This window comes from Phenylobacterium sp., assembly GCF_016124325.1.
In the GTDB taxonomy this organism is placed as follows: Bacteria; Pseudomonadota; Alphaproteobacteria; order Caulobacterales; family Caulobacteraceae; genus Phenylobacterium.
In genome coordinates, this window is sequence record NZ_WGNY01000054.1 from 1 (window position 1) to 21,677 (window position 21,677).

Annotated in this window: 26 protein-coding genes; 15 read left to right on the forward strand and 11 right to left on the reverse strand. The window is 71.4% G+C overall.

What is annotated here, in order from left to right:
- Positions 1 to 206: 206 nt before the first annotated feature.
- The gene (locus tag GC203_RS23140) at positions 207 to 434 is read right to left on the reverse strand and encodes a hypothetical protein (protein WP_293459294.1); all 228 of its coding nucleotides are present in this window, start codon (positions 432 to 434) and stop codon (positions 207 to 209) included.
- Positions 435 to 515: 81 nt separating this feature from the next.
- Here GC203_RS23140 and thrB point away from each other — a divergent pair, with 81 nt between their 5' ends.
- The 4 genes from thrB to GC203_RS23160 all read left to right on the forward strand — a co-directional run bounded on the left by thrB (position 516) and on the right by GC203_RS23160 (position 3,612).
- A complete protein-coding gene (thrB, locus tag GC203_RS23145; protein WP_293459295.1) occupies positions 516 to 1,478 on the forward strand; it encodes a homoserine kinase in 963 nt (320 codons plus the stop codon).
- A 178-nt stretch (positions 1,479 to 1,656) separates the two neighbouring features.
- Positions 1,657 to 2,109, forward strand: a complete 453-nt coding sequence (rnhA, locus tag GC203_RS23150) for a ribonuclease HI (protein ID WP_293459296.1) — start codon at positions 1,657 to 1,659, stop codon at positions 2,107 to 2,109.
- Positions 2,110 to 2,179: 70 nt separating this feature from the next.
- Positions 2,180 to 2,626, forward strand: coding sequence for a MarR family transcriptional regulator (locus GC203_RS23155; protein WP_293459297.1), 447 nt, complete (start codon positions 2,180 to 2,182; stop codon positions 2,624 to 2,626).
- Between the two features lie 200 nt (positions 2,627 to 2,826).
- Positions 2,827 to 3,612 (forward strand): hypothetical protein, encoded by a 786-nt coding sequence (locus GC203_RS23160; RefSeq protein WP_293459298.1) that lies wholly within the window; start codon positions 2,827 to 2,829, stop codon positions 3,610 to 3,612.
- A gap of 10 nt (positions 3,613 to 3,622) precedes the next feature.
- Here GC203_RS23160 and GC203_RS23165 read toward each other — a convergent pair whose 3' ends face one another.
- From GC203_RS23165 to GC203_RS23180, 4 genes are all read right to left on the reverse strand, one after another.
- Positions 3,623 to 4,075 (reverse strand): hypothetical protein, encoded by a 453-nt coding sequence (locus GC203_RS23165; RefSeq protein ID WP_293459299.1) that lies wholly within the window; start codon positions 4,073 to 4,075, stop codon positions 3,623 to 3,625.
- 2 nt (positions 4,076 to 4,077) lie between these two features.
- Positions 4,078 to 5,478, reverse strand: a complete 1,401-nt coding sequence (locus GC203_RS23170) for a M20/M25/M40 family metallo-hydrolase (RefSeq protein ID WP_293459300.1) — start codon at positions 5,476 to 5,478, stop codon at positions 4,078 to 4,080.
- Positions 5,479 to 5,482: 4 nt separating this feature from the next.
- Positions 5,483 to 6,895 carry a M20/M25/M40 family metallo-hydrolase gene (locus tag GC203_RS23175; protein WP_293459301.1) on the reverse strand — a complete coding sequence of 471 codons (1,413 nt, stop codon included), beginning with the start codon at positions 6,893 to 6,895 and terminating at the stop codon, positions 5,483 to 5,485.
- Between the two features lie 185 nt (positions 6,896 to 7,080).
- Complete coding sequence (locus tag GC203_RS23180; protein ID WP_293459302.1) at positions 7,081 to 8,241, reverse strand: serine hydrolase domain-containing protein; 1,161 nt, start codon at positions 8,239 to 8,241, stop codon at positions 7,081 to 7,083.
- A 90-nt stretch (positions 8,242 to 8,331) separates the two neighbouring features.
- On the opposite strand from GC203_RS23180, the gene trxC reads away from it, so the two are divergent.
- From trxC to GC203_RS23200, 4 genes are all read left to right on the forward strand, one after another.
- On the forward strand, positions 8,332 to 8,778 hold the full coding sequence (gene trxC, locus GC203_RS23185; RefSeq protein ID WP_293459303.1) for a thioredoxin TrxC: 447 nt from the start codon (positions 8,332 to 8,334) through the stop codon (positions 8,776 to 8,778).
- Between the two features lie 204 nt (positions 8,779 to 8,982).
- Positions 8,983 to 10,053 carry an MBL fold metallo-hydrolase gene (locus GC203_RS23190; protein WP_293459304.1) on the forward strand — a complete coding sequence of 357 codons (1,071 nt, stop codon included), beginning with the start codon at positions 8,983 to 8,985 and terminating at the stop codon, positions 10,051 to 10,053.
- 2 nt (positions 10,054 to 10,055) lie between these two features.
- Positions 10,056 to 10,535: a GNAT family N-acetyltransferase gene (locus GC203_RS23195; protein WP_293459305.1), complete on the forward strand. Its 480-nt coding sequence runs from the start codon at positions 10,056 to 10,058 to the stop codon at positions 10,533 to 10,535.
- Complete coding sequence (locus tag GC203_RS23200) at positions 10,532 to 11,146, forward strand: GNAT family protein (protein WP_293459306.1); 615 nt, start codon at positions 10,532 to 10,534, stop codon at positions 11,144 to 11,146. Before GC203_RS23195 ends, GC203_RS23200 begins: the two co-directional genes overlap by 4 nt.
- A gap of 221 nt (positions 11,147 to 11,367) precedes the next feature.
- On the opposite strand, the gene GC203_RS23205 is transcribed toward GC203_RS23200, so the two are convergent.
- Both GC203_RS23205 and GC203_RS23210 read right to left on the reverse strand, forming a co-directional pair.
- Positions 11,368 to 12,303: an SDR family NAD(P)-dependent oxidoreductase gene (locus GC203_RS23205; RefSeq protein WP_293459307.1), complete on the reverse strand. Its 936-nt coding sequence runs from the start codon at positions 12,301 to 12,303 to the stop codon at positions 11,368 to 11,370.
- 32 nt (positions 12,304 to 12,335) lie between these two features.
- Positions 12,336 to 13,598 carry an MFS transporter gene (locus GC203_RS23210; protein WP_293459308.1) on the reverse strand — a complete coding sequence of 421 codons (1,263 nt, stop codon included), beginning with the start codon at positions 13,596 to 13,598 and terminating at the stop codon, positions 12,336 to 12,338.
- 213 nt (positions 13,599 to 13,811) lie between these two features.
- Between GC203_RS23210 and GC203_RS23215 the strand changes: the two genes are divergently transcribed.
- From GC203_RS23215 to GC203_RS23240, 6 genes are all read left to right on the forward strand, one after another.
- Positions 13,812 to 14,315 carry an N-acetyltransferase gene (locus GC203_RS23215; protein ID WP_293459309.1) on the forward strand — a complete coding sequence of 168 codons (504 nt, stop codon included), beginning with the start codon at positions 13,812 to 13,814 and terminating at the stop codon, positions 14,313 to 14,315.
- Positions 14,316 to 14,346: 31 nt separating this feature from the next.
- Entirely contained in the window at positions 14,347 to 14,919 is a 573-nt protein-coding gene (locus GC203_RS23220) for a DUF1285 domain-containing protein (protein ID WP_293459310.1), read from the forward strand.
- The gene (locus GC203_RS23225; protein WP_293459311.1) at positions 14,916 to 15,563 is read left to right on the forward strand and encodes a CoA pyrophosphatase; all 648 of its coding nucleotides are present in this window, start codon (positions 14,916 to 14,918) and stop codon (positions 15,561 to 15,563) included. The genes GC203_RS23220 and GC203_RS23225 overlap by 4 nt, the downstream gene beginning before the upstream one ends.
- Complete coding sequence (locus tag GC203_RS23230; protein ID WP_293459312.1) at positions 15,556 to 15,819, forward strand: hypothetical protein; 264 nt, start codon at positions 15,556 to 15,558, stop codon at positions 15,817 to 15,819. The genes GC203_RS23225 and GC203_RS23230 overlap by 8 nt, the downstream gene beginning before the upstream one ends.
- Positions 15,816 to 17,066, forward strand: coding sequence for a CCA tRNA nucleotidyltransferase (locus GC203_RS23235; RefSeq protein ID WP_293459313.1), 1,251 nt, complete (start codon positions 15,816 to 15,818; stop codon positions 17,064 to 17,066). The genes GC203_RS23230 and GC203_RS23235 overlap by 4 nt, the downstream gene beginning before the upstream one ends.
- 163 nt (positions 17,067 to 17,229) lie before the next feature.
- Positions 17,230 to 17,928, forward strand: a complete 699-nt coding sequence (locus GC203_RS23240; RefSeq protein ID WP_293459314.1) for a homoserine O-succinyltransferase — start codon at positions 17,230 to 17,232, stop codon at positions 17,926 to 17,928.
- A gap of 157 nt (positions 17,929 to 18,085) precedes the next feature.
- On the opposite strand, the gene GC203_RS23245 is transcribed toward GC203_RS23240, so the two are convergent.
- The 4 genes from GC203_RS23245 to GC203_RS23260 are packed head-to-tail and all read right to left on the reverse strand — an operon-like array spanning position 18,086 to position 20,898.
- Positions 18,086 to 18,682, reverse strand: coding sequence for a GNAT family N-acetyltransferase (locus tag GC203_RS23245; RefSeq protein ID WP_293459315.1), 597 nt, complete (start codon positions 18,680 to 18,682; stop codon positions 18,086 to 18,088).
- A gap of 1 nt (position 18,683) precedes the next feature.
- Positions 18,684 to 19,529 (reverse strand): ChbG/HpnK family deacetylase, encoded by an 846-nt coding sequence (locus tag GC203_RS23250; RefSeq protein ID WP_293459317.1) that lies wholly within the window; start codon positions 19,527 to 19,529, stop codon positions 18,684 to 18,686.
- Positions 19,526 to 20,419, reverse strand: a complete 894-nt coding sequence (gene hemF, locus GC203_RS23255; protein WP_293459319.1) for an oxygen-dependent coproporphyrinogen oxidase — start codon at positions 20,417 to 20,419, stop codon at positions 19,526 to 19,528. The genes GC203_RS23250 and hemF overlap by 4 nt, the downstream gene beginning before the upstream one ends.
- Positions 20,420 to 20,430: 11 nt before the next feature.
- The gene (locus tag GC203_RS23260; RefSeq protein ID WP_293459320.1) at positions 20,431 to 20,898 is read right to left on the reverse strand and encodes a tRNA (cytidine(34)-2'-O)-methyltransferase; all 468 of its coding nucleotides are present in this window, start codon (positions 20,896 to 20,898) and stop codon (positions 20,431 to 20,433) included.
- Positions 20,899 to 21,120: 222 nt separating this feature from the next.
- On the opposite strand from GC203_RS23260, the gene petA reads away from it, so the two are divergent.
- Entirely contained in the window at positions 21,121 to 21,675 is a 555-nt protein-coding gene (petA, locus tag GC203_RS23265) for a ubiquinol-cytochrome c reductase iron-sulfur subunit (RefSeq protein WP_293459322.1), read from the forward strand.
- The last annotated feature ends 2 nt before the right edge of the window (positions 21,676 to 21,677 follow it).

Sequence of the window (21,677 nt, forward strand, 5' to 3'; positions counted from 1 at the left end):
CGAGCGCCGCACTTCAGCCGCCAATCGATCCGACACAACCGCGGCCTGCCCCCTCCACCAGCCGCTCTTCAGCCGGCGGCGCCGGCTTCGGCGGCCGGTCCCCCTCCCGCCGCCTTCGGCGGGGGAGGTAGAGGTGGCCTTTGGCTCGAACCAGGACGTTGGCGCTCACGCCGAGAGGCGAAGTTCTCAGCCTATGAGCATTCGCCCTATCCCTCGAACCGTTCGAAGCTCTTGTTGTAGCGGCGCAGGAAGGCGCGGCCGCGGGCGTGCGGGTCCTCGATCCAGGTCTCGCGGGTGACCTCGCGCACCATGCCCTCGCCGCTGGGCTCGACGTGCAGTACGTCGCCGACGCCGAGGTTCAGGTGGGCCAGGGCTTCTTCGGTGAGGACGACCGCGATCCGGTCGCCGATCTTCTCGACCTTCAAGGCAATCATGGATCTCCTCCTGCGAGGCGCCGGCAGCCTAGCACGAACTGCCCGCTTGACCGACTCCGCCGCGTCCCCCATGCGGCAGGCATGGCGGTCTACACCGACATCACCGACGAGGAGCTGGCGGGGCTGCTGGCCGACTTCGACCTGGGCGCCGCCACCGCGTTCAAGGGCATCGCCGAGGGCGTCGAGAACTCGAACTTCCTGCTGGAGACCGAGCGCGGGCGCTTCATCCTGACGGTCTACGAGAAGCGGGTGAACGAGGCCGACCTGCCGTTCTTCCTGGAGCTGATGCGCTGGCTGGCGAAGCACGGCTATCCGTCGGCCGAGCCCATGGCCGACCGCGAGGGACAGTTGATCAAGCGGATCCGCGGCAAGCCGTGCGCGATCGTGGAGTTCCTCAACGGCCTGTCGGTTCGCCGCCCGACGGTGGCCCATTGCCGCGAGGCGGGCGCGGGCCTGGCCGGCCTGCACCTGGCCGGCGAGGGCTTCCCTCTGACGCGCGCGAACGACCTCGGACAGGCCGCCTGGGCCTCGATGTTCGCCGGCCTGACGGCCGACGCGGAGGCCCTGAAGCCCGGCCTGGCGGCGACCATCGACGCGGACCTCGAGATGCTGGCGGCCGCCTGGCCGAAGGGGCTTCCGACGGGCGTGGTCCACGCCGACTATTTCCCCGACAACGTCTTCTTCCGGGGCGCGGCCTTCGCCGGGACCATCGACTTCTACTTCGCCTGCATCGACGCCTTCGCCTACGACATCGCCGTGGCGCTGAACGCCTGGTGCTTCGAGCCGGACGGCAGCTTCAACATCACGGCCGCGCGCGCGCTGCTGGCCGGCTATGAGAGCCGCCGGCCGCTGTCGGACGCCGAGCGCGCCGCCCTGCCGGTGCTGGCGCACGGGGCGGCGATGCGCTTCTTCCTCACCCGGCTGCACGACTGGGGCGCGACGCCGGCCGGCGCGCTGGTGAAGCCCAAGGACCCGCTGGAATACGAGCGCAAGCTGGCCGTCCATCGCGCCTCGCCCGACCTGCTGGTGTTCGGGGCGCCCTGATGGCTCGTTCGCACGCCTTCCCAGACACCTGTGGCGCACGAGCGCCGCATTCGACCACCAAGACCACCAAGACCACAAGGAGTCCGGGGCAGCGGCGACGCCCGGCTCAGCCGGATCATCTTGGTGGTCTTCGTGGTCTTCGTGGTCTTGGTGGTCCCATTCTCGCCTGCGGCGCCCGATGAACCCCCACGTGATGATCTTCACCGACGGGGCGTGTTCCGGAAATCCTGGCCCTGGCGGATGGGGCGCGATCCTCATCCACGGCCAGACCGAGAAGGAGCTCACCGGCGGCGAACTCGCCACCACCAACAACCGCATGGAGCTGATGGCCGCGATCCAGGCGCTGGAGGCGCTGAAGAAGCCGTGCCGCGTCGAGCTGCACACCGACAGCCAGTACGTCCAGAAGGGCATCGGCGAGTGGATCCACGGCTGGAAGCGCCGCGGCTGGCGGACCGCCGACGGCAAGCCCGTGAAGAACGATGATTTGTGGCGGCGCCTTGACGAAGCCCGGTCGCATCACGACGTGCACTGGCGGTGGGTGAAGGGCCATGCGGGTCATGAGCTCAACGAGCGGGCCGACGAGCTCGCCCGTCGGGGCTTGAAGGAGACCCTCGAGGCGGCTTCGGGCTGACGCTTCAATCTTGAAGTTTCAACCTTGAACGATATCCTTGGCTCGCCGGTGATTCGGCTGGAGCGAAGACATGGGCGCCATCATCGAGGAACACCCCGAAGTCCAGGTGTTCGACGAGATCAGCCAGATCGAGCACGGCGTTCGGATGGCGATCAGCCGGGCCCTGCCGGTTGGCCTGACTTATCCGCAGTACGAGGTGCTGAACCTGATCGCGCGGCGCGGCGAGGACCTGACGCCGAACGCCATCGCCACGGCCCTGCGGATGACCCCCGGCGCGATCACCAACACCCTGCAGCGGCTGGAGGCGACCAGTCTCGTGACGGTCGGGACCTGCGAGGCCGACCGGCGGCGCAAGCGGGTCCGCATGACTCTGGCCGGGCGTGAAGCCTACAACCGCTCCATGGCGGCGATCCGGCCCAAGGTCGAGAAGCTGCGCGACGGCTTCACCGAGAAGGAATTCCGCGAGGCGCTGCCGTTCCTGCGCGCGCTGCGCGTCTGGATGAGCGAGCTGCCGTAGAGCCTTTCCCGTTCAAAACGGACCATCTGAACGGGACAAAAAGGCGTTAAATCAAGAGTTTGTGCGCGATCTGGTCGCATGGTCGGGTCTCACTCCCGCGGATCGCGATCCAGGCGTCGCCGTCGTCTGGCGCCCCCGATCGGGGGATGTCCGCAGACGGGCCGTAGGGTGTGCTGGGTCCATCCAGACAGGGGGATCCAGTGTTGTTCCAAAAGCTTTCGTTCTGCGCCGCCGCGGCGGCGCTTGCGCTCGTCGCCTCGCCGGCCGGCGCCACCATCTTCTACGCCAACTACGATCCGTCGGACACGACGGCGACCAACGTGGGCGTCGGCCTGCCGCTGACCCGCCGCACGCCCGACGCCTCGCAGACCTTCGACGTCGCCGCGTCCAGCAGCACCTACTGCGCGAACGTCTACTGCTCGTTCTTCTATGGCGACACGATCACCACCAGCTTCACCGTCGATACGAGCTTCGACGCCAGCTACCTGATCGTCCCGGTGGCGGCGTCCTCGCCCTATGGCAACCGGCGCAGCGGCTTCAACATCGAGCGCCTCGACGGCGACACCTGGGTCGGGCTCGGCTTCATGCAGATCGAGAGCGGCCTTGTTCCCGGCGGCCCGTTCGAGGTCCAGGTTCCGTTCGGCAATTCGAGCGGCTCGGCGTTCAGTCCGGCACCGATCCACTTCGACGCCGGCTCGACCTACCGGATCCGCACCAACCATGCGGCCGGCGCGGCCGGCTATCTCAGCTGGTACCTCAGCGACACCGTGGCGGGGCCGGGCCAGTCGTATCAGTACAGCTCCGCGCCGGGCGTGGCCGGACCGCTGGCCTATCAGCCGGCCTTCGCCCTGACGGACGGCGGCGACCTGACGTTCCTCACCCGGGGCGGCGTGCCCGAGCCGGCCGGCTGGGCGCTGATGATCGCGGGTTTCCTGGGGACCGGCGCGATGATGCGGGCGCATCGGCGGGCGACCGCGCCGGCCTGACGGGCGGGGCCTACAGCCCCTTGGCCTTGGCGAGGTTGGTCTTCGGGATCGCGGCGCTGAAGGCCCCGCCCGTCCTGGCCTTCTCCGCGGCCTGGCCGGCCCAGGCGGCGGCGAAGGCGGCCGGCGTCGCGCCGTCGGGGTCGCCCACGGCCAGGGTCCAGGCGCGGCCGGCCAACGCCTTGGCCAGGACGCCGCGCAGGTCGAGGTCATCCGCGGGCGGATCGATGGGCGGTTTCAGCAGGGCGTGCAGGACGATGGCGTCGGCGCGGGGCGCGACCACCGCCAGGGCCTCGCCGGCCGGAACGCCGTCCAGCGCCGCGGCGAGGCCGGCCAGCGCCATCCGGGCGCGGGTGGTCCGCCGGTCGCCGCCGGCGCGGCCCGAGACCTCGCCGTTCGCCCGGACGAACGCCCAGCCGCCGTTCCTGTGCGCCGCGTCGTGCGCGGCGGCGACCCAGATCCGCAAGTTCAGTCCTTCTGGTCGGCGTAGATCTTCACGAGCCGGTAGGTGAATTCGCGCGCGTCCAGCACGGACTTCACGCCGATCCGCTCGTTGAGGCCGTGCATGTGGCCGAGGTCGGGCTCCAGCGCCAGTCCCATCACGCCATAGGTGGGGATGCCCGCCGCGATCAGCGCTTTCCCGTCGGTGGCCGCCGCCTCCATCGTGGGCACGACCGGCACGCCGGGCCAGAGCTCACCGCTGACCTTGCGGATCGGGTCCATGATCTGCGGCGTCAACGGGGGGCCGGCCACGCCCTCGCGGCCGCGCGCCTCGGAGACGCTCACCTGCGGGTCGTCGATCAGGCCCACGAGCGTGTCGCGCACCTCGGCGCGGGTGACGCCCGGCACGATCCGGCAGTTGATCGTGGCGGTGGCGCGCTGGGGCAGGGCGTTGGCCGCGTGTCCGGCCTCGAACATCGTGGCGACGCAGGTGGTGCCCATCATGGCGTGGTCGTTGGGATCGCGGGCCAGCACCGCCTTGGCCGCCGCGTCGTTCGGGTCGGCCACGATGGCCGCCATGGCCGCCCCGCGCTCGCCGCCCAGGATCTTCGACATGGCGCTGAAGTAGGCGCGGGTGACGTCGTTGAGCTGGACCGGGAACTCGTAGGCCGCGATCCGGTCGACCGCGTGGGTCACGTGGTAGATCGCGTTGTCGGGCAGGGGGCGCGAGGAGTGGCCGCCGGGATTGGTGGCCTCCAGGCGATAGGTGCCGACGGTCTTCTGGTCGGCCATGATCGCGTGGAACACCGGCTTGCCGGAGGCGTCGAGGTTCACGCCGGCCCATTCGTTGAGCGCGAACTTCGCGTCGATCAGGTCGCGGCGGTTCTGGGCCAGCCAGCTCGCGCCGTTGAAGCGGCCGCCTTCCTCGCCGCAGGTCAGGGCCAGCTTCAGCGTGTGGCGCGGCCGATAGCCTTCCTGGCGCAGGCGGATGAACAGGTCGGTGAAGATGGCCGCCTGGGCTTTGTCGTCGGCCGCGCCGCGGGCGTAGAAGTAGCCGCCCTCCTCGAAGAGCGTGAACGGATCGCGCGTCCAGTCCTCGCGCCTGGCCTCGACCACGTCGAGGTGGGCCAGCAGCAGGATGGCGCCGGCCTTGGGGTCGCGGCCCGGATAGACGGCCACCAGCCCGCCGTCCTTGGGGAACTCCGGCAGGCTGAAGAGGGTGAGGTCGGCGTCGGGGAAGCCCGCCGCCTTGAGCCGCGCGGCCATGCGTTCGGCGGCCAGGGTGCAGCTTCCCGCCGACTGGGTGGTGTTGGTCTCGACCAGCGCCTTGTAGAGATCGCGGAACGCCGCCTCGCCGGGCTGCGCGGCCACGGCGGCGAGCGGAGCGGCCAGCGCCGCGACGGCCGCCAGGATCGCCAGCCCCCGCACGGCTCTAGTCCTTCTGCTCGGCGTAGGCCTTGACCAGCCGGTAGAGGAAGACGCGGCCCTCCATCACCGACTTCACGCGGATGCGCTCGTTCAGGCCGTGGATGTGGCCGAGGTCGGGATCGTAGAAGACGCCCGAGACGCCGAAGGCGGGGATGCCCACCGCGTTCAGGAAGGTGGCGTCGGTGGCGCCCGGCTGCAGGATCGGCACCACCGGCACGCCCGGCCACATCTGCTCGGTGATCGTCTCGATGGGGCCCAGCACCTTGGCCGTCATCGGCGGCGCGGCGGCCTCGGGGAAGATGCGGCCCGGCGTGGTGATCGAGACCTTGGGATTGTCGACGGCCTTCACGAGGGCCTGACGCACCTCTTCGGCGGGGACGCCCGGGAAGACGCGGCAGTTGACCACGGCCCGGGCCCGCTGGGGCAGGGCGTTCTGCGCATGGCCGGCGTCCAGCATGGTCGCCACGCAGGTGGTGCGCAGCATGGCGTGGTAGTTGGCGTCGCGGCTGAGGATCGCGTCGGCCTTGGCGTCGGCGGGATCGGCGACGATGGCGGTCATGGCCGCGCCCGTCTCGCCGCCGACCACCTTGGCCATGCGGGTGAAATAGGCCCGGTTGGCGTCGTCGAACTGGACCGGGAACTCGTAGCGGCTGACCGCGTCGAGGGCGCGGGCGAGGTGGTAGATCGCGTTGTCGGGCACGGGGCGCGAGCTGTGGCCGCCGGGATTGGTGACCTCGAAGATGAAGGTCACCGGCGACTTCTCGGCCGCCAGGATGCTGTGGTCGACGCGGTTTCCGGCCGCGTCGAGCTCGCCGCCCGCGCCCTCGTTCAGCGCGATGCCGGCGTCGATCAGATCGCGCTGGGTCGTGGTCAGCCAGTGGGCGCCGTTGAACCAGCCGCCTTCCTCGCCGCAGGTCAGCATCAGCTTGACGGTCCGGCGCGGCTTGTAGCCCTCCTGCCGGAAGCGGATCATCATGTCGGCGAAGATGGCCGCCTGGGCTTTGTCGTCCGAGACGCCGCGGCCGTAGAAGTAGCCGTCCTCCTCGATCATCCTGAACGGGTCGCGGGTCCAGTCCTCGCGCTTGGCCTCGACCACGTCGAGGTGCGCCAGCAGCAGGACGGCCTTGGCCTTGAGGTCCTTGCCGGGCAGGACCGCCACGATGTTGCCGGCGCGCGGGTGCTCGGGCGGGACCAGCAGGTGGATGTCGGCGTCGGGATAGCCCGCCGCCTTCAGCCGCGCCCCGATCTGCTCGGCCGCCCGGGTGCAGCTGCCGGCCGAGGCGGTGGTGTTGGTCTCGACGAGCTGCTTGTAGAGGTCGCGGAAGGCGGCTTCGCCGCCGTCGGCCTTCGGGGCGGCGGCCTGGGCCGCGCCCGCGGCCAGCATGGTCGCGGCCAGCGCCGCTGCGATCCTGATCATCGATAACCCTCCCCGAAACCGGCGCGACTGTTCCATCCGGCACGGGCGGCGGCAAGGGGCGGGGACGCTTTCCCTCCCCCTCGTGGGGAGGGTGGACGCCGCGGAGCGGCGGACGGGTGGGGAGCGGCTATCCCCACCCCGCTCGCCTTCGGCGAGTCGCCCTCGCCATGAAGGGGAGGGAAACCTCAGGCCGTCGCCTTCGCCGCGGCTTGCGCGAGGTCCTGGGAGAGCGGGCCGCTCATGCCTTCCGTCGAGGTGTTGGTCATCAGGACGAAGGTGGTCTTGCGCGTCGGATCGACGAACCAGCTGTGGCCGTAGACCCCGCCCCACGACCACGCGCCGGGCAGGTGCGGCGAGCCCGATTGGGCGGGGTCGAGCTGCACGGCGCCGCCGAAGCCGAAGCCCACGCCGGGGCCGGCGATCACGATGGGCAGCGCGCCGGTCTGGTTGGTCATCATCGCCTTGGCCGTGGCCGGGCCGACAACGGGCCCACCGCCCTGGCGGATGGCCTCCAGGAAGGTCAGCAGGTCGGGCGCCGAGCACGCCATGCCCGCGCCGCCCGAGGGGAACGAGCCGGGGTCGAAGATGCGGTCGGGCGCGAAACGGATGCCCGACAGCTCGGCGAACGGGACGGTGTGGGTCGCGCCCATCTTCACCGGCGGCGGGCCGTCGGCGTAGGCGGTGGCGAGGCGGGCGCGGTCGGCCACGAAGAAGCCGGTGTCGGCCATGCCCAGCTTGCCGGTGACCCGCTCGGCGACCACGTCGCCCAGGCCCTTGCCGGTGGCCGCCTCGACGGCGGCGCCCAGGACGTCGAGGCTCACCGAATAGAGCCACGCGGCGCCCGGCGGGAAGAACAGGCCGGCCTCGGTGATGCGCTTGAGCTCCTCCGGGAAGCCCAGGCCCGGCTGGTCCATGCCGTCGGAGACGCCGAGCTTGAGGTAGGGGCCGTCCTCGGGCTGCAGGAAGCCGTAGCCCAGGCCCGAGGTGTGGGTGAGCAGGTGGCGCACGGTGATCGTGGGCGTCTCGCCCTGCCACTGGGGCTTGAAGTCGGGCAGGTAGCGGGTGACCGGATCGTCGAGGCTCATCCCGCCGTCGTCGATCAGCGACAGCACCGCGGCGGTCACGATCGGCTTGGTCAGGGACGAGGCGCGGAAGATGGCGTCGCGCGCCATCGGCCGGTTCGCCTCGATGTCGGCCAGGCCCGCGGCGCGGGCGTAGGCGAGCTGGCCGTCGCGGGCCAGCAGCACCACGGCGCCGGCGATCCGCCCCTCGGCCAGGGCCGCGTCGATCAGCGGATCCAGCGCCGCCGCCACCGTCTTGTCGGGATTTTCTTTGATATCGGCCATGGACGTCTCCTCCGCGCCCATCCGAAATGGCAGGGCCGCGCGCCCGCGCCAAGGGCGACGCAACGTCAACCGGTTTCACGAGGGACCGACATGTCCGACGCGTTCCATGTGGTCTGCCCGCACTGCGACGCCGCCAACCGCGTTCCGGCCGCGAAGCTGGGGCAGGGCGGCAAGTGCGGCCGCTGCGGCAAGCCGCTGTTCACCGGCGAGCCGGTGGCGCTGGACGCCGCACGCTTCGACAAGCACCTGGCCAGGAGCGACCTGCCGCTGATCGTGGATTTCTGGGCGGCGTGGTGCGGGCCGTGCCGGGCGGTCGCCCCCATCTTCGCCCGCGCCGCCGCCGAGCTGGAGCCCCGGGCGCGGTTCATCAAGATCGACGTGGACGCCAATCCCGAGCTGTCGGCCCGCTACCGGGTGCAGGGCATTCCGGCGCTGTTCGCGTTCACCGGCGGCAAGGTGGCGGCCCAGCAGGCCGGCCTCTCCGATCCCGGCGTCTTCCGCCAGTGGGTGGAGCGCTTCACGCCCGTGCGGGCGTAGGCGGCGGTTTTCCCTCCCCTTCATGGGGAGGGCGACTCGCCGTCAGGCGAGCGGGGTGGGGACGGACTTCCCCACCCGTCTCGCGGTTCCACCGCGATCCACCCTCCCCATGAAGGGGAGGGAAAGCGAGAATCTAGGTTTGCCCTCCGCTGCGTCCGCCCCGGATAATGCGGACTTGGAATGGCGGCTGGAGCTTGCAGGGCGTTGCGGGACGGAATCGAACAGGCGACCTGGGAAAGCCACCGGCCGAAGCTGGAATATCCCTTCAAGCAGGGCCCCAAGGTCGGCGAGGCGATCGACATCGCGCCGGGGGTGAAGTGGCTGCGCATGCCGCTGGGCGGGGCGCTGGCCTTCATCAACGTCTGGGCGATCGCCGAAGGGGACGGCTGGGCGGTGGTGGACACCGGCATCGGCGGCATGGAGACGCGCAACGCCTGGCGCGCGGCGCTGAAGGGGCCGCTGGAAGGCAAGCCGGTCACACGGGTCTTCGTCACCCACATGCACCCCGACCACATCGGCATGTCGGGCTATCTGACGCGCAAGTTCGACGCGCGGCTGTGGATCACGCGGCTGGAGTTCATGACCTGCCGATCGCTGGCCGCCGACACGGGCCGCGAGGCGCCCGAGGACGCCATCGCCTTCTTCCGCGCCGCCGGCTGGGACGAGGAGGCGCTGGAGTCGTACCGCGCCAAGTTCGGCGGCTTCGGCCGCGGGCTCTACGCCCTGCCGGACAGCTTCCGGCGCCTGAACGACGGCGAGGAGGTGGAGATCGGCGGCCGGACCTGGCGCGTGGTGGTGGGCTCGGGCCACAGCCCCGAGCACGCCTGCCTGTACTGCCCCGAGCTGAAGCTGATGATCTCGGGGGACCAGGTGCTGCCCAAGATCTCGTCCAACGTGTCGGTCTTCCCGACCGAGCCCGACGGCGACCCGCTGACCGACTGGCTGACGTCACTGGCGCGGATCAAGACCCAGGTGCCCGACGACGTGCTGGTGCTGCCGGCGCACAACGACCCGTTCCACGGCCTGCACGCCCGCCTCGACCACCTGATCGGCGGCCACGAGCGCGCACTCGTGCGGCTGCGCGGCCTGCTCGCCGAGCCCAAGCGGGTGGTCGACGTGTTCAGCGTGCTGTTCCGGCGCAAGATCGACGAGGGCCTGCTGGGCCTGGCGACGGGCGAGAGCCTCGCCCACCTGAACTGCCTGATCTCGCGCGGCGAAGCGGTGCGCGAGCGCGACGGGGACGGGATCGACTGGTATCGGGCGGCGGGAGCCTGACCATGAGCCTTTCCATCCGCCCGGCCACGCCGGCCGATACGGCCCTGGTCCTGCAGTTCATCCGCGACCTGGCCGAGTACGAACGCCTGCTGCACGAGGTGGAGGCGACCGAGGCCGACATCGCCCGCGACCTGTTCGGCGAGCCAGCCCGCTGCCAATGCGACATCGCCGAGCTGGACGGCGCGCCCGTGGGCTTCGCGCTGTGGTTCTACAACTACTCGACGTTCCGGGGGCGGGCGGGGATCTACCTCGAGGACCTGTTCGTGCGGCCCGAGGCCCGGGGCGTGGGCGCGGGCAAGGCGCTGCTGCGCGGCCTGGCGAAGCGGTGCGAGGCCGAGAACCTGGGCCGGCTGGAATGGGCGGTGCTGAACTGGAACACGCCCTCGATCGCCTTCTACGACAGCCTGGGCGCCTCGGCGAAGACCGACTGGACGGTCCGCCGGCTGGACGGCGAGGCCCTGCAGGCGCTGGCCCGGTCATGAGCGCGCCGCCGAAAACCGTGCTCCACGCCTCGGAGGAAGAGGCCGCGGCGATCCGCGAGGCGGTCCGCAACGTCGACGTCGCCGAGCTGGGCGCAGGGCGCGTCCGGGCCGAGCTGAAGCATGTGCCGGGGCTGGTGAGGCTGTTGTCGGACGAGCGGGTGTCGGGGCCGATCTACGACCTGCCGCGGCCGATCAACGAGGAGAGTATCACCCGCTGGGTGACCGAGAACCAGGCCCAGATGCTGGCCGGCGAAGTGCTGCTGGTGCTGACCCTGGACGAGGCCGGCGAGGTGGCGGGCTATTCGCGGATCACGGTCTGGCCCCAGCACGCCTCGGCCGAGCTGGCGGGCGCCATGCGCGCCGACCTGCAGAACCAGGGCCAGGGCCGCGTCGGCATGGTCCGGACCTTCGGCTGGATCTTCGAGACCCTGGGCGTGCGGCTGATGTGCCTCACCGCGGCGCTGGACAACGTGCGCTCGCAGAAGGGGATCGACGCGGCCGGCTTCCGCCGGATGGGCGAGCGCGAGGCCGCGCGGCCCGACGGGACGACCCGGCGGTCGGTCTACTGGGAGATGACCCGCGACGAATGGCGCCAGCGCCACCGCCTGTAGCCTGGACGCCGCGGCCAGGTTCGTGCGGCGGACCGCCGCAACCCGCGCCAATTCACCACGTTCCCCCGCGCCGCATCGTGTGACATACAAGCTTCACGGGGGCGGCGCTGACGTTCGTTGCGCGATCCCGCGGCCGGGGCTTACCGCATGGGTCCTGGCGGCGCGGAGCGGCGACGATGCGCCGCCCCTGACCCATCCGACATCACCCTTCCGGGATCGGCCTACGCGGGCTGCTTGGCCTGCTGGTTGTTCTGCGACCCCGGCAGCGGACCGCGGTTCAGGTCGAAGAACTTCGGCGCCATCTTCGGAACGGCTTCCTTCAGGATGGAGTCGACCGTCCAGCCCTCTTCCTTGGTCACGGTCTCGATCGGCCGCGGCTGGGAGTAGAGGATGATGTTCTCGCCCGACGAGCCGAAGATCTGGCCCGACACGCTGGCCGCGGCGGGGCTGACCATGGCCACGGAGAAGCGGGCCGGCTGATCGGGGCGGACCTTCTCGGCCATCACCGCGCGGCGGGCGGCGGCGGCCTCGTCCTTCACCGGCACCGACTGGGTCATGCGCGTCCAGGCGACCGGCGCCAGGCAGTTGGAGCGGACGTTGTTGCGCGCGCCCTCCATGGCGATGATCCGGCTCATGCCCGCGATGCCCATCTTGGCCGCGCCGTAGTTGGCCTGGCCGATGTTGCCGAACAGGCCCGACGTCGAGGTGAAGAACATGTAGGCGCCGTCCTGCTGCTCACGGAACAGCTCGATGGTCGCGCGCGCCACGTTGAACGAACCCCGCATGTGCACATTGATGACGGCGTCCCAGTCGGACTCGGTCATCTTGTGGAACATCACGTCGCGCAGGATGCCGGCCGGATTGATCACCGCGTGCAGGCCGCCGAACTCCTTCTTGGCCTGCTCGACCATGGCGTAGACCGCGTCGAGGTCGGTGACGCTGTCGGAGTTGGAGACGGCCTGGCCGCCGTTGGCGCGGATCAGGGCCGCGACTTCCTCGGCCGGGCCCGACGACCCCTCGTCGCCGCCCTTCAGCCCGCCGCCCAGGTCGTTGACCACGACCTTGGCGCCTTCCTGCGCCGCGATCAGCGCGCAGTCGCGCCCGATGCCGTTGCCGCCGCCCGTGACGAGGACGACCTTTCCTTCCAATGCGCCCATGGCTTCAATCTCCCTAATGAATGGCAAGACCTCTATTCGAGGCGGTCGGCCCGGCGCAAGTCGGGGAACAGGCGCGCCCATACCGCTGTGACGAACACGGCGCCCACGCCGCCGAACACCGCCGCGCCGATCGGGCCCAGCAGGCGCGCGACGACCCCGCTCTCGAATTCGCCCAGTTCGTTGGACGCGCCCACGAACACCGAGGAGACCGCCGCCACCCGGCCGCGCATGTGGTCGGGCGTCACCAGCTGCACCAGCGTCTGGCGCACGAAGACCGAGAGCATGTCGGCCCCGCCCAGCACGGCCAGGGCGGCCACCGACAGCCAGAGCGATTTCGAGAGCCCGAACACCACCGTCGCCACCCCGTAGACCGCTACGCCGCCGAACATGAACAGGCCGGCCTTGGCGCGGATCGGATTGGCGGCCAGCAGCAGCGCGATGGCCGTCGCGCCGATGGCCGGACCGGCGCGCAGTATGCCGAAGCCCTCGGCGCCCACGTGCAGGATGTCGCGGGCGAACACCGGGAGCAGGGCCGTCGCCCCGCCCAGCAGCACGGCGAACAGGTCGAGCGATATGGCGCCGAAGACGATCTTCTGCCGCCAGACGTAGGCCAGCCCCTCCTTGATGAGCTGCCAGCGCGAGCCGGGCTTCACCTCGGGCTTGGCGTTCGAGCGGATCAGGAAGACGAGCAAGCCGGCGAGGCCGTAGAGGGCGAAGGTGGTGAAGTAGGCCGTCTCGGCCGACCGGGCGACCAGCAGGCCGGCCGCCGCCGGCCCCGCGATCGAGGCGGTCTGCCAGGCCAGCGAGTTCCAGGCGATGGCGCGCGGCAGCAGCGCGCGCGGCACCAGCATCGGCCCCAGCGCGGTGTTGGCCGGGGCGAAGAAGGCGCGGCTGGCGCCGAACAGCGCCGCGATGGCCAGGAGGAGCGCCGGGGAAGCGAGGTGGTTCACCGTGGCCATGGCCAGCGCGAAGACGCTGATGATCTCGCCGGTGAGACAGATGAGCAGGACCTTGCGCCGATCGTAGCGGTCGGCCGCCTCGCCCGCCGGCAGGGTCAGCAGGAACACGGGCACGAAGGCCGCCAGCCCGATCATCCCCACCAGGAAGGCGCTTTCCTCCACCGAGCGGGTCTGGCGGGCCAGGGCGTACATCTGCCAGCCCATGGCCACGCTCTGGATCTGGCTGGCGAAGCTGCCGGTCCAGCGCGTCCCCCAGAACAGCAGGTAGTCGCGCTCCTTGAGCAGCGCGCGGGCGGACGGGACAGGCTCGGAAGAGGGAGGGGGCGTGTCGGTCATCGGACGGCGGCGGAGCCTGCCCTGCGCCGCATATCGCCGCAATGGCGTTCAACGCCGTTGACGCCCCCGCGCGTTGGTCCTATTTGCGCGCTCCCGAACACGGCCCGGAGGGCCCTTCAGATGCGACGACGTCAGTTGGCCTAGGGCCCACCCGCACTGAACCCGCGCGGAGCGTCCGCGCCTGCACCCCCTCCCATCCGAGATCATCCATCCATGTCGCTGCAGCCCTGCCGGCCCGCGCCGGCGCTCGCCTTCGTGAACGAAGCCCCCGAACACGCCCAGGATATCGAAGCCCTGCTGACCCGCGCGTTCGGGCCCGGCCGCTTCGCCAAGGTGTCGGAGCGCGTGCGCGAGTTCGCCGAGTTCGCCCCGGAACTGTCGTTCTGCGCGTTCGAGGAAGGCCGCCTGCTGGGCGTGGTGCGCATGTGGCGCGTGGCCGCCGGCGGCCAGCCCATCGTGTTCCTGGGGCCCCTGGCCGTGGACGAGACCGACCGCAAGAACGGGCTGGGCGCCCTGCTGGTGGAGCGCGCCTGCGCGGCGGCGCAGGCCGCGGGCGAGGCCGCCGTGCTGCTGGTGGGGGACCTGCCGTTCTTCCAGCGGGTGGGCTTTTCGGTGGCTCCCGACGTGGTGCTGCCGGGGCCGGTGGACCCCAAGCGCGTGCTGGTCCGCAAGTTCGCCGACGTGGCGGTGACGGGGGCGGTCGCGCCCCGCGCTTGAGGCGACTCCCGCCGCCCCCTACCTTGAGGGTATGTCGGAAACCACGGGCAAACCCGGTCTGGAAGGTGTCGCGGCGGCCGTGAAGCAGGCGCCGGGCCGCGGCCTGCCGCCCGTTCACCTGTGGAATCCGGCCCATTGCGGCGAGATCGACATCGTCATCAAGCCGGACGGGCGGTGGATTCACGAGGGCTCGCCGATCGGCCGCGAGTCGCTGGTGCGCCTGTTCTCGACGGTGCTGCGCAAGGACCCGGACGGCTTCCATCTGGTCACGCCGGTGGAGAAGATGCGGATCACGGTCGAGGACGCGCCGTTCGTGGCCGTCCGCGTCGACCGCGAGGGCGACCGCCTGACCTTCCTGACCAACGTCGGCGACACGGTGGAGGCCGGTCCCGAGAACGCGATCCGCGTGGAGACTGGCGAGGATGGCGAACCGAGGCCCTACGTCCATGTCCGGCGGGGCCTGGAGGCGCTGATCGCGCGGCCCGTGTTCTACGAGCTGGTGGAAATGGCGGAAGAGCGGGAGACGCCCGAGGGCGCCGAGCTGGGCGTGACCTCGCACGGCGCCTGGTTCCCGTTGGGACCGCCCGAGGCGCATCGGCCGTGAACCACATCGCCCCGACCTCGGACCTGCGCGCCTGGATCGCCGAGCATCTCGACCCGCTGCACGACGAGGCGGTGGAGGGCGCGGCGCTGCGCTCGAACTTCGACCTCGATCCGGGACGCCCGGCCGATCCGGCGCAGCCGCTGACGCCGGCGGCGGTGCTGGTGGGCCTGGTCGAGCGGGAGGAGGGCATGACCGTGCTGCTCACCCGCCGGTCCGACACGCTGCGCAACCACACCGGCCAGGTGGCCCTGCCGGGCGGCCGCCAGGACCCGGGCGAGCGGCCGTGGGAGACGGCGCTGCGCGAAGCCCACGAGGAGGTCGGGCTGGAGTCGCACTTCGTGTCTCTGGCCGGCCTGTCGACGCCCTACCGGACGGGCACGGGCTATCTGATCACGCCGGTGGTGGGGTTCGTGCGGCCGGGCTTCACGCTCACGCCCAATCCGGCCGAGGTGGCCCACATCTTCGAGACGCCCTTCGGCTTCCTGATGGACCCGATGAACTACGAGCAGCACGAGCGCGAGCTGCCGACGGGCGAGCGCCGCCGGTTCTACGCCATGACCCACGCCGAGCAGTACATCTGGGGCGCGACGGCGGGCATCCTGCGGGCGCTCTACGACCGGCTCTACGGAGCCTCGCTTGCTTAAGGCGATCCTGATCCGGGGGGCGCTGGCCGCGCTCCCCTTCGTCGCCTGGTTCCTGTGGGCCGCCTGGGCCCGGCGCACGGGACGGCAGATGGGCGCCACGCCCTGGCCCTGGCTGGTCGGCGCCGGCGGCGTCCTGGTGGCGCTCTCCCTGATGGCGACGGCGGCCTTCCATTCCGACAATCGCGACCTGCGCTATGTCCCGGCCGAGACCCGGGCGGACGGCAGCGTCACGGAAGGCCACTTCGAACCCCGATGAGCGAGACCCTGGGCCAACCTTCCTGGATGACCGCGCCCGAGACGGCGGCGGTGTTCGACGCGCTGGAGGCGGCGGGCGGGCCGGACTGCGCGCGCTTCGTGGGCGGCTGCGTGCGCAACACCCTGGTCGGCCGCAAGGTGGACGACCTCGACATCGCCACGGTGCTGACGCCCGATCAGGTGGTCGCCGCGCTGAAGGCGGCGGGGATCAGGTCGGTCCCGACCGGCCTCGACCACGGCACGGTGACGGCGGTGTCGAACCACCGGCCGCACGAGATCACCACCCTGCGCCGCGACGTCTCCACCGACGGCCGCCGCGCCACGGTGGCCTTCACCACCGACTGGGCCGAGGACGCCCAGCGGCGCGACTTCACGCTGAACTCGCTCTATGCGCGGCGCGACGGGAGCATCTTCGACCCCACGGGCCATGGCGTGGCCGATGCGCGGGCGGGACGCATCGTGTTCGTGGGCGAGCCCGAGCAGCGGATCCGCGAGGATCACCTGCGCATCCTGCGCTTCTTCCGCTTCCAGGCCTGGTTCGGGAAGGGCGAGCCCGACGCGGCGGCGCTCAAGGCCTGCGCGGCGCTGAAGGGCCAGATCAAGGCGCTGGCGGCCGAACGCATCACGAAGGAGGTGCTGAAGCTGCTGGCCGCCGACGACCCGCGCGTGGCCGTGCGGCTGATGGCGGAGACTTCGGTGCTGGCCGAGATCCTGCCGGCGCCGGCCAACCTGGCGCGGTTCGAGGCGCTGGCGGAACTGGAGGCCGACCAGCTCTTCGAGTGCGACGCCGTGCTGCGGCTGGCGGCGCTGCTGCCCGACGACCAGATCGGCGCGGCGGCCCTGGCCGAACGCTTGCGCCTGTCCAACGCCGACCGCGACCGGATCACGGCCGCGCTCTCGCCGACCCCGGAGCTGAAGAGCTGGATGAGTCCGCGCGAGATCCGCCGCGCGGTCTACCGCGTGGGCCAGGCGACGTTCCGCGACCGCGCCAAGCTGGCCTGGGCGGCTGCGCCGCGGACGGCGGCGGTGATGCAATGGCGGGGCATGATCGCCCTGGCCGAGGGCTGGAACCCGCCCGAGTTCCCGCTGACCGGCGAGGACGTGATGAACGCCGGCGTGCCCAAGGGCCCGATGGTGGGCGAGGTGCTGCGCGAGGTGGAGGACTGGTGGATCGACCACGACTTCATCGACGACAAGTTCTCGGCCATCGAGAAGCTGAAGGCCGTGGCCCAGGGGATGGCGTATTGAGCCATCACCGTCATCCCCCCGGCTTGTCCGGGGTATCCATGCCTGCATTGATCGCCGGAAGGGCGCGGCGGTGCGGCGGGTCGCCCGCCTCTCACGTGTTCATGGGTGGCCCGGACAAGCCGGGCCATGACATCGAGAGCGGGAGAAGCAGATCGTGCCGGCCATGAAGCTGGGCGTCCTCAGGACCGGCCGGCCGCCGCGGCCCGCGATCCCGACGTTCGGGACCTATCCCGACATGTTCATGCGCCTGCTGGGACCCGACGCCTACGACTGGCGCGTCTACGCCGCCGACGAGGGCGAATATCCGGCCGCTCCGGAGGACTGCGACGGCTACATCGTCACCGGCTCGGCGGCGGGGGTCTACGACGACGACCCCTGGATCGCCCGGCTGCTGGACTGGCTGCGGGAGGCCAAGGGACGCACGAAGCTGGTCGGCGTCTGCTTCGGCCACCAGGCCATGGCCCAGGCCTTCGGCGGGCGGGTGATCAAGTCGCCCAAGGGTTGGGGCATCGGCGAGCACGAATACCGCGTGGTGCGTCGCGAGTCGTGGATGGACGACGTGGCCAGCTTCCGCATGCCGGCGTCGCACCAGGACCAGGTGGTGGAGCTTCCGCCGGGCGCCGAGGTGGTGGCCGCGAGCGACTTCACGCCGTTCGCGGCCCTGGCCTGGCGCGACCAGCCGGCGATCTCGATGCAGCCGCACCCGGAGTTCGAGCCCGCCTACGCCGAGGCGCTGATCGAGGCGCGGCGCGGGAAGGTCTATGCCGACGACGAGGCCGACCGGGCGATCGCCAGCTTCGGGCGTCCCGACGACCGGGCCCGCGTCGGCGGCTGGATCCGGGCGTTCCTGGCGCAGAAATGACCGTCATCCCGGCCAAGCCGCGCGCAAGCGGAGCGCCGAGCCGGGATCCAGCCGCACGAGGTCGAAGCGGCTCCATTTCGCGGCGTCGCGGTCGAGGCGGCTGGATCCCGGATCTTCGGGCGCTTCGCGCCCTCGTCCGGGATGACGACGTGGCGCTCTAGCCGATGGTCATCCACACGACCGACTTCGGCCCGACGCCCTCGATGCGTCGCCAGCCGTAGGCCTCGTAGAAGCGCTGCGCCCGCAGGTTGGGCGCCTGGCAGCCCAGGTGCGCGTGGCCGCCGGCGCGCGCCAGCCACGTGTCCATCAGCGCCTTGCCGACGCCGCGTCCCTGCAGCCGGGGCAGCAGGTCGATGTGCAGGTGGGCCGGCGCGGCGTCGACCACCGGCTGGGGCACGGCGGGCGGGTGGTGGATGTAGCAGGCGTCCCACTGCTCGCGGGTGCGGCGCGCGGCCGGCACGCCGGCCGCATCGGCGTAGCGTTCGCGCAGCGGCGGCCACCAGTCGGACGCGCAGCGGGCCTCGAAGGCGCGCGTGTCCGGCGTCCCCAGGACGTAGCCGGCGACGCCCTCGTCGTCCTCGGCCACGAAGGCGTAGTCGGGGTGGAAGGCGGCGTAGGGCGCGGCGAAGATCTCGCCGATGATCCGGTGGTCCGCGTAGAGGTGCGTGGCGTCGGCGCCGTTGTCGCCGGTCTTCAGGCAGATCTCGTAGAGCGCGGGGAGGTCGGCGGCCGCGTAGGGCCGGATCCGCGCCATCTCAGTGGGCCCGCTGCAGGTCGCGCAGCGGCTTGAAGCTGATCAGGGTGGCGCCCGCCGCGGCGATGCGGGCGGGCAGGACGGGATCGGTGAGCAGCAGGTGGTCGGCGATCCGGCCGTCGGGCAGGTCGGGGTCGTAGGCGCGGAGCTCCGGGCCTTCCTCGACGGGATGGAAGAACACCTCGGTGACGCCCGGCCTCAGGCCCGCGAGCACGTCGTCGAAGGTGCGGCCGCCGGCCGCCATCTGCAGGGACGTGGAGGTCATGTGGTCGGGGAAGACGATCCGCCGCTCGGCGGCCAACGCCCGGCCCGCGATGCCGATCCGGGCCTCGGCCTTGGCGCCGGCCATGCGCAGCGGCAGGCCGTACTCGGCCGCCAGGTCGACGTAGATGTCGAAATAGGGGGGGTCGAGCTGCATCACCCCCATGTGCGTGTCGAGGTGGGTGACGTCGACGCCCCACGCCAGCGCCTGGTCGATCTGGGCCCGGCACTCGGCGCGCACCTCGTCGAGGTCGGCCTGGGCCCAGACCGCCTCGGCGGTGGCGGGCATGTAGCCCTGGCCGTCGTGCAGCGAGGCCCCGCCGGTCAGGGCGCGCCAGCGATAGGTCGGATATTCGCAGGTGAAGGTGAGGTGGACGCCCACGCCGGCGCCCGCGGCCTTGGCCCGCGCCGCGCCGTCCAGCGCCCAGGGGCAGGGGACCATCAGGGTGGCGCTGGTCGCCGAGCCCGCCCGGAACGCGGCCTCCGTGGCGCGGTTGGCGGCGGCGCTGGAGCCCAGGTCGTCGCAATTGACGATCAGCAGCTTCTCCTCGGGGCCGTAGCCCAGGCGTTCGGCGAGCGTGCTCACGTCCAGCTCACCATCGGCGGCATGGAGGACAGGATGGTCTCGATGTTGCCGCCGGCCTTGAGGCCGAACATCGTGCCGCGGTCGTAGAGCAGGTTGAACTCCACGTAGCGGCCGCGGCGCACGAGCTGCTCCTGGCGCTCGTCGTCGGTCCAGGCCTCGCCGATCCGCGGGCGGACGATCTTGGGGTAGATGTCGAGGAACGCCTCGCCGACCGCCCGGGTGAAGGCGAAGTCCTTCTCGAAATCGCCGGAGTTGTGCCGGTCGTAGAAGATGCCGCCGATGCCGCGCGGCTCCTGGCGGTGCGGCAGGTAGAAGTACTCGTCGCACCAGGCCTTGTACCTGGCGTGCCATTCGGGATCGAAGGGGTCGCAGGCGGCCTTCATGGCGGCGTGGAAGGCGATGGCGTCGGGCGCGTCCTGGCGGCGCTGGACGTCCAGCATGGGCGTCAGGTCGGCGCCGCCGCCGAACCAGCTCTCGGCCGTCGACAGGAAGCGGGTGTTCATGTGGACCGTCGGGATGCGCGGCGAGCGCGGGTGGACGATCAGGCTGATGCTGGCCGAGACGTAGGAGGGGTCCTTGTCGGCGCCGGGCATCTGGGCGGCCATCTCGGGCGAGAAGCGGGCGGTGGCCGCCGAGGTGTGGATGCCGGCCTTCTCGAACAGGCGGCCCTTGAGGAAGCCGCCGATCCCGCCGCCGACGCCGGTCTCACGCGTCCAGGGGCGCTGCTCGAAGCGCCCCGGCGGGCCGGGGTAGAGGTGGGTCGGCGCCTCGTCCTCAAGCTGCTCCAGCGCCGCGAAGATCCGTTGCTGCAGGTCCTCGAACCAGTCCTTGGCGCGGGCGCGCCGGTCCAGGATCTCGGCCGGAAGGGTGGGGGCGGGGGCGGTGGTCATGGCCCGGAGTGCTAGCCCGGCGGGGCGGGCGTTGGGAAGCCGTTCGTCTGGCGGAGCGCCTCCCCGAGGGCGATGGCCGCGGCGGTCACGACGTTCAGCGAGCGGGCGCCGGCCGCCAGCGGAATGACCACCCGCGCATCGGCCGCGGCGTGGACGCCGTCGGGAACGCCGGCGCTTTCGCGGCCGAACAACAGCACGTCGTCGCGCCGGAAGCGGAAATCCGGCAGCCGCTCGGCCGCGCGCGTCGTGAACAGCACCAGCCGGCCCGGCCGCTCCAGGGCGGCGAAATCGCGCCATCCGGCGTGGCGGGTCACCTCGGCGAGCGCGCCGTAGTCCATGGCCGCGCGACGGATCGCCGCGTCGCTCAAGGGGAAGCCACAGGGCTCGATTACGTCCAGCGCAACGCCCAGGCAGGCGGTCAGCCGGATCGCGGCGCCGAGGTTTTGCGGAATGTCCGGTTGAAAAAGGGCCAAACGCATTCTAAGGCCATCCGCCATCGGGAGTGGCTGGGGCGCAAGGCACGAATCGCGAAGCGGCGGACGGGATGTTCGCAATCGCCTACGCAGGACGTGCCGAAACCGCGACCGCTTCCGGAAACGGCCACCCGTCCAGCGCGGACTCGTCCGCGCGGATATGGCGGCCGAAAGCTTCGGGCTTCCGGGCGACATGCTGCGGGGCCCCAATCGAAGGGTAGCTTCAAGGTGGCCGACACCGTCGTGGGCGCAACTCCCGACCAACACGCCTCGGGCGACGACCCGAACCGTCGCGACTTCATCCATATCGCCGCCGGCGCGGCCGCGGTCGGGGCCGTCGCGGGCCTGGCCTGGCCGCTGATCGACCAGATGAACCCGGCCGGCGACACGCTCGCGCTCGCCTCGATCGAGTTCGACCTGGGCAAGGTCGAGCCCGGCCAGCAGGTGGTCGTGAAGTGGCGCGGCAAGCCGCTGTTCGTGCGCAACCGCACGGCGGCCGAGATCGCCGCGGCGGTCAAGGACGACCACGCCGACCTGCGCGATCCGCAGACCGACGAGAGCCGCCACAAGCCGGGCAAGCCCGAGTGGCTGGTGCTGATCGGCACCTGTACGCACCTGGGCTGCGTGCCGACCTTCGGCGGCGGCGAGTACGGCGGCTGGTTCTGCCCCTGCCACGGCTCGGTCTACGACACCTCGGGCCGCATCCGGAAAGGCCCCGCGCCGCGCAACCTCGACGTGCCGGACTACGCGTTCCTCTCCGACACCAAGATCAAGGTGGGCTGACA